The organism is Myroides sp. (genome assembly GCF_032073645.1).
Classification (GTDB): Bacteria; Bacteroidota; Bacteroidia; order Flavobacteriales; family Flavobacteriaceae; genus Flavobacterium; species Flavobacterium odoratimimum.
On record NZ_DAMANB010000013.1, the window covers coordinates 102,328 to 113,395 of the forward strand.

Consider the following 11,068-nt stretch of genomic DNA (forward strand, 5'->3'; position numbering starts at 1 on the left):
GTAATAGAACCTACAACTAAAAAAAAGAAGACTACCGAATTGTCAAGTTTAAGGGATGAACTGTAAAAAGCCTGGTTTTACAGTAAAAAACTGGCTCTCAACTAGGTGTAGCTATTTCGTTAAAATGTAGGTAAAAAGACTGGGTTTTATTCCTCAATAATGAATAATAAGTTTAAATTTGCGTTTCTAATCCACAAAAAAGTTATGGTTTATAAGTTCAGAGTAATCCTTGATACTGAGGAAGATATATTTAGAGACATTGCTATTTTAGAAGATGACTCATTAGAAGATTTACACAATGCTATCGTTAATGCTTTTGGTTTTGACGGAATGGAGGCAGCTTCTTTTTATGCGTGTGATGACCAATGGACTCAACTAGAAGAGGAAATTTCGTTGTTCGATATGGGAGATACCCCTGGAGAACACAAAACAATGAGCTCTACTACTATCAGTTCTATCTTAGATGAAGAAAACACAAAAATCATATATGTATATGACTTTTTAAATATGTGGACTTTCTTCGTTGAATTAGGAGCTATCGAAGAAGAAGAGCCTGGTGCAGCCTACCCAGAATTACTTTTCTCTCATGGTATCTTACCAGATAGTATGCCGGGCAAATCATTCACAGCCAACCCTGTATCGAATGAAGATATTTTCGGAGAATTTGACGATGACTTCGATGACGAAGACTACGATATGTTCGACGGAGATGATAGTTTTGAAGACTTCGGCTACGAAGACACTTGGAACTAATAACTATTAATTTCATTTTTTAATTTATAATTTAAGTGGTATACTACTGCTTAATATATTATTGCCATTATGATCAACTTATTTAATACGCACATTGAAACTCTATCTATCCATAGAGTTGGGAATAAAAGTAGAAATGAAGCTATCTTCTTATCTGCAGAACCTTATAATTTAAACGATGAAATAGCTCCTTTATTAAAAGAGTATTTCTTTAAACCGTTCCGCGAAAAAGAAGAAAGTTATTACCAATTCGCTCATGATGTTGATTTAGAATTCAACGAAATGTACAACTTTGCCAATGAGATTTTTAATGCTCCTTCAGCAGATAACGTACAAGAAGTTGCTAAAAAAATCACACGTCACCTATATGAGCAATCTAACCATCCACATATTAAGAATGGAGAAGTTTATGTTACTTACTTAACAAACTTATCTATTGATAATAATGTTGTAGATGCGATTGGTATCTTTAAGAGTGAGCTTAAAACTGATTTCTTACAATTACAAGAAAAAGATTCTAATCTAGAAATGCTTCTTCTACAAGGAATCAACTTAAACAAATTAGATAAAGGATGTATTATCTTCAACTATAAAAAAGAAGAAGGGTATAAAATCTTAACGATTGACAGTAATAAATATGATGCACGCTATTGGTTAGAGCATTTCTTAAATGTAGATATCTTCCAAGATGAAGCATTTATGACGAAGAAATACCTTAAGTTCTGTCAAGACTTCGCTAAAGATGTAGTGCTTCCTGCTGAAGATAAAAAAGAAGAGGTGATGTTCATGAACCGCTCTGTGAATTACTTTGCTAAAAATGACGAATTTGAAGAAACGAATTTCTTAAACGAAGTAATAGACAATCCTGATTTAGCTGCTGAGTTTAAAAACTACAAAGTGGACAAAGGAGAAAAATACAGTATAGAGGATACTACATCTTTCCCTATTGCAAATAATGCAGTGTCTGATGCTAGAAAGAAACTGAAGAATGTAATCAACCTTGATACTAACATCCAGATTAAACTTGATTTTATCAACCCTGATAGCGCTGATAAATTCGTAGAAAAAGGATGGGACGAGGAGAAACAAATGTATTACTACTTAGTTTACTTTAACAAAGAGCAAAAATCTTAATTAAAGATAATTAAGGCGATTCCACACTGATTTGGAATCGCTTTTTTTTATACCTAATACCTTATAATATGAGAGAATTCAACTATATCTTAATATCAGAGAACACATTTAGCAGTGAGAATCCGTTAGACATTATCAACTCTAATATCTCTGTAGTAAATTACTTACGTAACTCCGAAGTAGGTGATGACGAATTGCATCCTGATGCTTTTGCTAGTTACTGTGTAGATTATTATCTAAACATATTAGAGACAGAAGGACTAGCTGCTTTTATTTGGAAAAGTAAATGGGATCTAGACCTAGTAGAGATTATCCATGCTGGGCTTACCGCTATGGAAGCAAAAGAACACTTAGACTACTTCGAAAAACAAATGCGAAGAGTAAAAGCATTTAGCAATATCAAGCTAAAGAAATTCTTTGACTCAGAATTAGGTAAAGAGAAAGAAACAACTTCTCTACTAGAAGACAACTCGTTTAAAGAAATTACAGAAGATTTAAGAGCACTTAACTCTTCGTGGCTAAAAACACACCCTGATCTAAAAGTTGTAAGCTTAGAAGAAATGCAAAGCATTATTACAGACTTTCTTGATTCAGATTCAGAATAGTAAGCATAAAAAAGCTCCTCAATGTGAGGAGCTTTCTTTTTGTATTATTTACTGAATTCGAACTTTGAAATCTTAAGATCATTACCTTCTTGACTTAGGTAAATCTTCTCTGTAATTGTTTGTGGTTCATTTTCATATTTTACTTTGTACTCAAAATAGAAATCTTTAGTCTTCGCTTTTTTATCTCTATCAGTCATCTCCCATTTATCCATTGTAAAGCTATCTAACTTACCAAACTTCTCTTTTTTAGCTTTTAAGTCTTCTACAAGTTTTGCTTTTTGGTCGCTATTGAAGAAGTCATCATCTACTAAGTTGGGAATAGAATCGTATAACCCTTGTTTAACGTTGTAATAATACCATCCTATAACTTTCTCACCAGCTTGTTGATCCCCCAATTCTCTACTTTTTTTTGCATTGGTACAAGACATAAAAACTAACGCTGCGAATAATAGTGTAAAAACTTTTCTCATAAGAAATACTTTTAATTAATTGTTAAATTCTAAAACTCTCCTGATCTTTTTATTTTACATAAATTTAATAAATAATAATGATTTACACAAATTACCTGCAAAGAATTAACTATTCTTGTTTTTTACCAAAATATGTATAAAACCAAGTTATAGTATATGTGGGTATAAAATCAAGTCCAGGAGACAGCTCTTCGATGAAGTTAACCACAGCTGCTACCTTACCTACTTTACCAGGATACATCTTAGCTAGAATGTAGGCTGACACTGGTGCCCACACCAGATCAGCTATCTCTCCTATTCCAGGTATAGCATAGGATAAGTACCCTATAAGGTCCATAAATATCCCTATAAAAAGCTGTCTATATTTAATTTTATTATTCGTAATCATTTATATTATTTAAGCTTCGTATTGTACTTTGCTTTAAACTTGTCTAATTTAGGCTTTACCACTAACTGACAATAAGGGTTCTTATCTCCACTCTTCTCAAAATAATTCTTGTGATAATCCTCTGCCACATAGAATTTCGTCGCTTCTGATATTTTAGTTACGATAGGATCATCATATACTTTTTCACTATTCAAGATATCTAAATACTCTTTAGCGGCAGCTTTCTGAGCTTCTGTCGTGTAGAATATCTCACTTCTATACTGTGTCCCTACATCTTCTCCTTGTCTATTTAAAGTAGTTGGATTATGACTCGTAAAGAACACCTCTAATAATTCGTTATAATTAATCGCTGCGGGATTATACACTAGCTTTACTACCTCTGCATGGCCAGTTTCTCCTGTACACACCTCTTCATAGGTAGGGTTTTCTTTTTTTCCTCCGATATATCCTGGAAGCACCTCTTCTACCCCTTTTAAGCTTTTATAGATAGCTTCAATACACCAAAAACATCCTGCTCCGAATATTGCCGTTTCTAATTTATTATTTTCCATTGTCTTACTTTCTATTTTCTATTCGTTAATTGTTTTATCTAGCTAGTCATAAGTCATATTAGACTTATATACATCGTCTGTATAAAGATACTTTTTTATTTTAAAAATATATTACTCGTCTTTTAATCATTTTTAGGTTTTTAAAATAGGTAAAAAGCGTTACTTTGTATTTCTAAAATTAAGTAAATGATCAGAGCGACTAATATTCATAAATACTACGATAAACTTGAGGTTTTAAAAGGAGTAGATCTACATATAAAAAAAGGAGAGATTGTTTCTATTGTAGGAGCATCTGGAGCTGGTAAGACAACCTTACTTCAGATACTAGGAACATTAGACAAGCCCTCTATAGAAAGTCAAACCACTCTTTCTATAAACGGTCAAGATATTCTAGGTCTTAAAGACAAAGAAATATCTAAATTTAGAAACTTACACCTTGGCTTTATCTTTCAGTTTCACCAGTTACTACCTGAGTTTACGGCTTTAGAGAATGTGTGTATCCCAGCTTTTATTGCTAATAAAAACAAACAGGAGACAGAGAAGGAAGCTATTCGTTTATTAGAATACTTAGGACTATCTCACCGTATACATCACTTCCCATCTGAACTATCAGGAGGAGAACAGCAACGTGTAGCTGTAGCTAGAGCGCTAATCAATAAACCTCTTGTTATTTTTGCTGATGAGCCATCAGGTAACCTAGACACACACTCGGCAGAAAACTTACATAAGTTATTCTTTAAACTAAGAGATGAATTAGGACAGACATTCGTCATTGTTACGCATAATGAAGAACTAGCGAATATGGCTGATCGCAAATTAACCATGGTAGATGGTCAAATTAAACAAAAACAAAACTTACATGACTAAAGCAGAACTTAAGGAGTTCCTTGATGAAAAGGTAATTCTTTATAACAACCCTACTTTTATTCAGGACGATCCTATACAAATCCCTCATCTATATACACTAAAAGAAGATATAGAAATAGCAGGGTTCTTAAGTGCTACTATTGCATGGGGAAATAGAAAGATGATTATTAAGAATGCACATCGCATGATGGAGCTCATGGGAAATTCTCCTTATGACTTCGTGATGGAGCATCATGATGACCACTTAGAGAGTTTAGACAGCTTTGTGCACAGAACTTTCAATGGTGTAGATTTTGCAACTTTTATAAAAGGGCTTAAACATATTTATAGCAACCACAATGGACTAGAAAATGTCTTTGCAAATCAACAAATGAATATGCAAGAGAGAATTTCTAACTTCAAAAAACTATTCTTCGAGATAGAACATCAGTCGCGTACACAGAAGCATATCTCTGACCCGCTCAAAGGATCTGCTGCGAAACGAATCAATATGTACCTGCGCTGGATGGTCAGGGATGATCATAAAGGAGTAGATCTAGGAATATGGAAACAAATCAGTACAGCTGATTTATCTTGTCCATTAGACGTACACTCTGGTAATATGGCTAGAAAGCTAGGTATCCTAAAGCGAAAACAAAATGACGCAAAGGCACTAGCTGAACTAGATGTGGCTTTGCGTCGTTTCGATCCTATAGACCCTGTCAAATATGACTTTGCCCTATTTGGACTAGGAGCAATTGAGAAGTTTTAATACTCTATGACTTGATAATCAAGTTTTACTTTATTGTAATAAAGTGCTTTTACGATACCATCAGACACCCCTATTTTAGGAACATAGATGTATTTAGCACCACTCCATTTCATGGCGTTATTATAGATGTTTATAGCAGGTATAATAACGTCAGCACGATCTGGGTTCAATCCTAACAAAGAGATTCTATCCTCATAAGACATCTTACTTAGTCGTAGTAATTGTTTGTGTAGATAGAAGTAAGTAAGAGGCTTATCTTGCGTCTTACCAGACATTTTAAAGATCTTATTGATATTCCCACCACTACCGATGACGATTAAGTCTTTTAACTCCTTAGTCTCTTCCTTGATCCACTGCTCTATATCTGTCCATACCTGAGGTTCTACCATATTGTTTAATAGACGTACAGTACCATTTTTAAACGATCTAGAGTTCAATTGTTTTCCGTTAGAGAACAACGTAAACTCTGTACTACCTCCCCCCACATCTATATACAGAATACTATTACTGCTATTAATAAAATGTTTTAGATCAGAAGAAGCGATAATCATAGCCTCTTTTTTACCATCTATGATACTGATCTTTATTCCAGATTCTTTATACACTCTATCCACGATAGATGTAGCATTAGTAGCTTCTCGCATGGCACTAGTAGCACATGCCATAAATCGATCTACCTTATTTACCTTCATTAATAAAAAGAACGCCTTCATTGCATCCACCATACGGTCTTCCGCCTCAGGAGATACCTTTCCTGTAGTGAAAACATCTTGTCCTAATCGAATAGGCACACGTATTAATGAACTCTTACTAAATATAGTCTCTCTTCCCTCCTCCTCGATGATATTCATAATCAACAGTCTCATGGCGTTAGAACCTATATCTATAGCAGCATACTTCTTTATTTTTAGCATATATAATTTCTTCTTTTACTTTAACTTATTTTGATAATACTTATACATTTCTTGCTGAGCATGAAACATATTTTCAGCTGTATACCCTCTATACTTATTAGACAAGTCTGCTGTCTGATATCTCGTCTTATAGTTTCCTTTCCACCCGATATCGAATGTATCGATCAACTCTTGTTTTACTAAATCATCATAGATAGGACAAGTCACCTCTACCCTTTCGTCTAAATTTCGAGTCATAAAGTCCGCTGAAGAGATAAACACCTCAGGGTTGTCATTATTCCCAAAAATATAAACTCTAGAATGCTCTAAGAAACGGTCTACAATACTGATCGCTTCTATATTCTCACTCATACCAGGCACTCCAGGTATAAGAGAACAGATTCCTCTAATAATCAACTGTATCTTAACTCCTGCATTACTCGCTTCATATAGTTTATCAATCATCTTTAGATCTGATAAGCTATTCATCTTTAATCGTATATAAGCAGGCAATCCATTCTTAGCATTCTTAATCTCTCGTTCTATCAACTTATAAAACCCTTTACGCGTATAATGTGGAGATACTAATAAATGCTTATAACGATGTACACGATAGTTCACTTGAAGAAACTCAAATACCTTAGACACATCCTTCATTAGCGAATTATGACTAGTAAACACCGTTACATCAGTATATACCTTAGCTGTACTCTCATTAAAGTTACCTGTCGAAATAAACCCGTAACGTTTTACCTTTTTATTTTCCAGACGTTCTACTACACAGATTTTACTGTGTACTTTCAGTCCTTTAACTCCGAATATTAACTGAACTCCTTCAGCCTGCATTAATTCAGAGTAATAAATATTACTCGCTTCATCGAAACGTGCCTGTAATTCCACTTGAGCGATTACCTTCTTACCATTCTTTACAGCATTGATAAGTGAGCTAATAATCTGTGAATTTTTAGCTAGTCGATACAGTGTTATCTTAATAGACAATACTTGTGGATCTAAAGCCGCTTCACGCAAGAATTTTACTAAATATGAATAAGACTGATAAGGAGTGTAGATCATATAATCACGCTTCTGTATCTGCTGAATAATACTATCTTCAAGGCTCAGTCCTTTCACAGCTACAGGTATCTGTTTTGGATACGTAAGATCCACTCTTCCAGTAGTCGGGAATCCCATATAATCACGTCTATTATGGTATCTTCCAGAGGGAATAATACTATCGTTAAGCTCGATCTCTACGTTCTCTAATAAGAAATCTAACAGCTCATCATCCATCTCCTGATCATAAACGAAACGCACAATAGCCCCTTGTTTTCTATCGCGTACTCCACTGGAAATCTTCTCAACAAAAGATTTGTGTAAATCTGTATCGAAGTCTAGCTCAGCATCACGTGTTACTTTAATCATATAAGCAGATTCTGCTTTTAGATCAAAGATATTAAAGATAGAATCTAGGTTATATCTGATGATATCGTCTAACATCATGATATACTTCTTGCCTGGATCCTCAGAAGGAACTTCTACGAATCGATTAATAATATTCGGAATCTCGATAATAGCATAGCGAACAGAGCTATTATCACGTCTTTGTTTATTAGTACAGTGCTTCTCTACCAGCTTTTCGTCTACTTCTAACTTCACAACTAAATACCCATGCGTATCCCTTAGAAGAGGGAACTCAGCCAAATCACTTAGGATAATAGTCACTAAGTCAGGAGATACTTGATGTAAGAAAAAGTCTTTGACAAAGGCTTGTTGTTTCTCACTGATCTCTTTCTCATTGACCATAAAGATTCCTTCATCTTCTAGTTTGCGCTCTACCTCATGTAAGATACGTACACTTTCTTTTTGAAGTTGAATAACTCTCTCTGTAATTTGAGCCAATAGATCTTTTACAATAACTCCACTTCCCAGTCTTCGATTACTCTCCCCTGTCAATGTCATTCTACGTATAGTGGCATAACGAACTCTGAAAAACTCATCCAAATTATTTGAGAATATACCGATGAATCTCAGTCTTTCTAATAAAGGGACTGTTTCATCACCAGCTTCTTGAAGTACTCTTTCATTAAATGACAACCAGCTTTTCTCGCGGTCGATATACTTGTATTTTGTTGTGTTATTATTATTCATTATTTCTTTAAGTCTCTTGGGAAAATAGTTAATTCAGTTGTCCCCTTTTCTATCTCTCCCCAGTCATTGGTATCAAAGTTAATGATTACAACGCCTGATGTGGGTACATTTTCATAGGTTTCGCTACCAAATTTATTAACAAATTTTGTTATTGCCTCATTATGCCCGAAAAGAATTAGGGTATCATGCTCATTTTTACATTTTTTTATCGCTTTTATTAATCCTGACCGTTCGAAAGTATATACTTCGGGATTATAAATAATATAGTCTAAGTTAATATCCATATTCTGACAGAATATTTTAGCCGTCTCACTAGCTCTTTTTGCAGGGCTACTCCATACAATAACTTTAGCAGGTAAATGCCCCATTAAAGTATGCGATACTAAGTGAGCATCAGCAACTCCTTTGGTCGATATTGGGCGTGACAAATCATCTGTTATAGCGTTCCAGCATGATTTTGCATGTCTAATAAGGATTAGTTTTTTCATAATAGTTTTATTTACGGGTGGTTTATTGTATTTTTTAAATTTATGCGTCACAATCCTTGCCAAGAATTATACAAACATATCTAAATCTAATAAAAAATATCAATATAAAATAAATTTTAAGCTATAAAATAAAAACTTTACTTTTGATTCTTTAATTATAAAATAGAATAATGAGAAATTTCTCTATAGAATTTAAATGGGCTTCTTATGCTACGTTAGCAGCTTTACTTTGGATGTTTATTGTCAAATCTCTTGGTTTTCACGACTTAGAAAAGATTAGATATGAGGTCGGTTTTGAACTACTTTTTAACCTTGTGTTGATTATCTTTTATTGGTTGGGAATAAGACAGAAGAAACGCGAATTCTATAACGGTGTTGTTTCTTGGCAACGTGCTTTCTTATCTGGACTAGTAATCTGTATCATGATTACATTCTTCTTCCCGATTATACAGTACATTACGTTTAACCAAGTTAGCCCTAACTTTATGGCTACCTTACAGGAGGCACTAGCTACACAGACTAGCATGTCTTTAGAAGAAGCAACTAAGAATGCTACTTTCGATATTTTCTTAAGAAATGGTGTAACAAATAATCTGTCTTTTGGAGTTGTATTTATCGCGATTATTTCGTACTTTATACAGTCTAAAAACATAGCAAAGCCTGTGATAACAGAGAATAAAAATAACAAGCAAAAGAAGAACAACAAACGAAAAAATAATAAATAATCGAATTTTATGAATTTAAATAATATCCCCCTAATTAAAAACCTTGAGGCTGATAACTTCTTTTTATTAGCTGGGCCTTGTGCTATCGAAGGTGAAGAAATGGCTATGCGTATCGCAGAGCATATCGTAACAGTAACTGACAAACTAAAGATTCCTTATGTATTTAAAGGTTCTTTTAAGAAAGCAAACAGATCACGTATAGATAGCTTCACAGGTATAGGTGATGAAAAAGCACTTAAAATCTTACAAAAAGTAGGAAAAGAGTTTGGCGTACCTACTGTAACAGATATTCATGAGAACTCTGACGCTGCTATGGCTGCTGAGTACGTAGACATCTTACAGATCCCAGCTTTCTTAGTAAGACAGACAGATCTAGTAGTAGCTGCCGCGAATACAGGTAAGGTGGTAAACCTGAAGAAAGGACAGTTTATGAGTCCTGAGAGTATGAAGCACGCTGTACAGAAAGTATTAGACTGTAATAACGAAAGCGTAATGGTGACAGATAGAGGTACGATGTTCGGATACCAAGATATGATTGTAGATTATAGAGGAATCCCTACAATGCAACAGTATGCTACTACAGTATTAGACATCACGCACTCGCTACAACAGCCAAACCAATCGTCTGGAGTGACAGGAGGACGTCCTGATCTAATCGGAACTATTGCTAAAGCAGGTATCGCTGTAGGTGTAGATGGACTATTCTTAGAAACACACTTCGATCCAGCGAATGCAAAAAGTGATGGAGCGAACATGCTACACTTAGATTACTTTGAAGATTTGATGAAGAAATTGGTTGACATTAAACAAACAATCAATAAATTTTAAAAAATATTTTCAACACTACTTTTTTTATAACCAATCAGTTAGATAATTTCGGTAAAAAAAAGAAGAAAAAAAAGCCTTGCAAGTCTTGCAGATTAAGAAAACAGCCCTATATTTGCACCGTTCTAAACAAACAAGATAAGCAAAAGCTTAGGGGAGATACTCAAGCGGCCAACGAGGACGGACTGTAAATCCGTTGGGAAACCTTCGCAGGTTCGAATCCTGCTCTCCCCACAAAAAGTCTTATCTATTGTATAAAAATATAGTCTAACAAACCTTTTAGGAGGGGAGATACTCAAGCGGCCAACGAGGACGGACTGTAAATCCGTTGGGAAACCTTCGCAGGTTCGAATCCTGCTCTCCCCACAAAAAGTCTTATCTATTGTATAAAAATATAGTCTAACAAACCTTTTAGGAGGGGAGATACTCAAGCGGCCAACGAGGACGGACTGTAAATCCGTTGGGAAACC

Annotated in this window: 13 protein-coding genes and 2 tRNA genes; 9 read left to right on the top strand and 6 right to left on the bottom strand. The window is 34.6% G+C overall.

Annotation, left to right across the window (positions count from 1 at the left end):
- Window positions 1-204 precede the first annotated feature (204 nt).
- From RT228_RS11030 to RT228_RS11040, 3 genes are all read left to right on the top strand, one after another.
- Complete coding sequence (locus RT228_RS11030) at window positions 205-753, top strand: IS1096 element passenger TnpR family protein (protein ID WP_006261351.1); 549 nt, start codon at window positions 205-207, stop codon at window positions 751-753.
- Window positions 754-822: 69 nt separating this feature from the next.
- A complete protein-coding gene (locus RT228_RS11035) occupies window positions 823-1,887 on the top strand; it encodes a nucleoid-associated protein (RefSeq protein ID WP_006261352.1) in 1,065 nt (354 codons plus the stop codon).
- Window positions 1,888-1,955: 68 nt separating this feature from the next.
- Window positions 1,956-2,492: a hypothetical protein gene (locus tag RT228_RS11040; RefSeq protein ID WP_006261353.1), complete on the top strand. Its 537-nt coding sequence runs from the start codon at window positions 1,956-1,958 to the stop codon at window positions 2,490-2,492.
- A 44-nt stretch (window positions 2,493-2,536) separates the two neighbouring features.
- Here the strand turns inward: RT228_RS11040 and RT228_RS11045 are convergent, their stop codons facing one another.
- From RT228_RS11045 to msrA, 3 genes are all read right to left on the bottom strand, one after another.
- Window positions 2,537-2,962, bottom strand: a complete 426-nt coding sequence (locus RT228_RS11045) for a hypothetical protein (RefSeq protein WP_006261354.1) — start codon at window positions 2,960-2,962, stop codon at window positions 2,537-2,539.
- A 109-nt stretch (window positions 2,963-3,071) separates the two neighbouring features.
- Window positions 3,072-3,350 carry a hypothetical protein gene (locus RT228_RS11050; RefSeq protein WP_006261355.1) on the bottom strand — a complete coding sequence of 93 codons (279 nt, stop codon included), beginning with the start codon at window positions 3,348-3,350 and terminating at the stop codon, window positions 3,072-3,074.
- 5 nt (window positions 3,351-3,355) lie between these two features.
- A complete protein-coding gene (gene msrA, locus RT228_RS11055) occupies window positions 3,356-3,901 on the bottom strand; it encodes a peptide-methionine (S)-S-oxide reductase MsrA (protein ID WP_006261356.1) in 546 nt (181 codons plus the stop codon).
- Window positions 3,902-4,087: 186 nt separating this feature from the next.
- Between msrA and RT228_RS11060 the strand changes: the two genes are divergently transcribed.
- Complete coding sequence (locus RT228_RS11060; RefSeq protein ID WP_006260029.1) at window positions 4,088-4,768, top strand: ABC transporter ATP-binding protein; 681 nt, start codon at window positions 4,088-4,090, stop codon at window positions 4,766-4,768.
- A complete protein-coding gene (locus RT228_RS11065; RefSeq protein ID WP_006261357.1) occupies window positions 4,761-5,519 on the top strand; it encodes a TIGR02757 family protein in 759 nt (252 codons plus the stop codon). Before RT228_RS11060 ends, RT228_RS11065 begins: the two co-directional genes overlap by 8 nt.
- On the opposite strand, the gene RT228_RS11070 is transcribed toward RT228_RS11065, so the two are convergent.
- Genes RT228_RS11070 through RT228_RS11080 form a run of 3 tightly spaced genes read right to left on the bottom strand, consistent with a single transcriptional unit; the run spans window position 5,516 to window position 9,048 of the window.
- Entirely contained in the window at window positions 5,516-6,433 is a 918-nt protein-coding gene (locus tag RT228_RS11070) for a Ppx/GppA phosphatase family protein (protein WP_073144687.1), read from the bottom strand. The two genes, RT228_RS11065 and RT228_RS11070, sit on opposite strands and share 4 nt — an antisense overlap.
- Before the next feature lie 15 nt (window positions 6,434-6,448).
- The gene (ppk1, locus tag RT228_RS11075; protein WP_073144686.1) at window positions 6,449-8,560 is read right to left on the bottom strand and encodes a polyphosphate kinase 1; all 2,112 of its coding nucleotides are present in this window, start codon (window positions 8,558-8,560) and stop codon (window positions 6,449-6,451) included.
- Entirely contained in the window at window positions 8,560-9,048 is a 489-nt protein-coding gene (locus RT228_RS11080; protein WP_006261360.1) for a SixA phosphatase family protein, read from the bottom strand. Before RT228_RS11080 ends, ppk1 begins: the two co-directional genes overlap by 1 nt.
- Before the next feature lie 170 nt (window positions 9,049-9,218).
- Here RT228_RS11080 and RT228_RS11085 point away from each other — a divergent pair, with 170 nt between their 5' ends.
- The 4 genes from RT228_RS11085 (at window position 9,219) to RT228_RS11100 (ending at window position 10,964) form a co-directional block, all read left to right on the top strand.
- Window positions 9,219-9,773, top strand: coding sequence for a DUF4199 domain-containing protein (locus RT228_RS11085; RefSeq protein WP_006261361.1), 555 nt, complete (start codon window positions 9,219-9,221; stop codon window positions 9,771-9,773).
- A gap of 9 nt (window positions 9,774-9,782) precedes the next feature.
- Window positions 9,783-10,601 carry a 3-deoxy-8-phosphooctulonate synthase gene (kdsA, locus tag RT228_RS11090; protein ID WP_006261362.1) on the top strand — a complete coding sequence of 273 codons (819 nt, stop codon included), beginning with the start codon at window positions 9,783-9,785 and terminating at the stop codon, window positions 10,599-10,601.
- A 150-nt stretch (window positions 10,602-10,751) separates the two neighbouring features.
- Window positions 10,752-10,832, top strand: a tRNA-Tyr gene (locus RT228_RS11095).
- Between the two features lie 51 nt (window positions 10,833-10,883).
- Window positions 10,884-10,964: transfer RNA gene (locus RT228_RS11100), tRNA-Tyr, on the top strand.
- The last annotated feature ends 104 nt before the right edge of the window (window positions 10,965-11,068 follow it).

Excerpts from the sequence above, each read along its gene's own strand:
- RT228_RS11060 (WP_006260029.1), top strand. The coding sequence starts at position 4,088 with ATGATCAGAGCGACTAATATTCATAAATACTACGATAAACTTGAGGTT.
- RT228_RS11050 (WP_006261355.1), bottom strand. The coding sequence starts at position 3,350 with ATGATTACGAATAATAAAATTAAATATAGACAGCTTTTTATAGGGATA.
- RT228_RS11030 (WP_006261351.1), top strand. The coding sequence starts at position 205 with ATGGTTTATAAGTTCAGAGTAATCCTTGATACTGAGGAAGATATATTT.
- RT228_RS11070 (WP_073144687.1), bottom strand. The coding sequence starts at position 6,433 with ATGCTAAAAATAAAGAAGTATGCTGCTATAGATATAGGTTCTAACGCC.
- RT228_RS11080 (WP_006261360.1), bottom strand. The coding sequence starts at position 9,048 with ATGAAAAAACTAATCCTTATTAGACATGCAAAATCATGCTGGAACGCT.
- RT228_RS11085 (WP_006261361.1), top strand. The coding sequence starts at position 9,219 with ATGAGAAATTTCTCTATAGAATTTAAATGGGCTTCTTATGCTACGTTA.
- RT228_RS11040 (WP_006261353.1), top strand. The coding sequence starts at position 1,956 with ATGAGAGAATTCAACTATATCTTAATATCAGAGAACACATTTAGCAGT.
- ppk1 (WP_073144686.1), bottom strand. The coding sequence starts at position 8,560 with ATGAATAATAATAACACAACAAAATACAAGTATATCGACCGCGAGAAA.
- RT228_RS11065 (WP_006261357.1), top strand. The coding sequence starts at position 4,761 with ATGACTAAAGCAGAACTTAAGGAGTTCCTTGATGAAAAGGTAATTCTT.
- kdsA (WP_006261362.1), top strand. The coding sequence starts at position 9,783 with ATGAATTTAAATAATATCCCCCTAATTAAAAACCTTGAGGCTGATAAC.
- RT228_RS11045 (WP_006261354.1), bottom strand. The coding sequence starts at position 2,962 with ATGAGAAAAGTTTTTACACTATTATTCGCAGCGTTAGTTTTTATGTCT.
- RT228_RS11035 (WP_006261352.1), top strand. The coding sequence starts at position 823 with ATGATCAACTTATTTAATACGCACATTGAAACTCTATCTATCCATAGA.
- msrA (WP_006261356.1), bottom strand. The coding sequence starts at position 3,901 with ATGGAAAATAATAAATTAGAAACGGCAATATTCGGAGCAGGATGTTTT.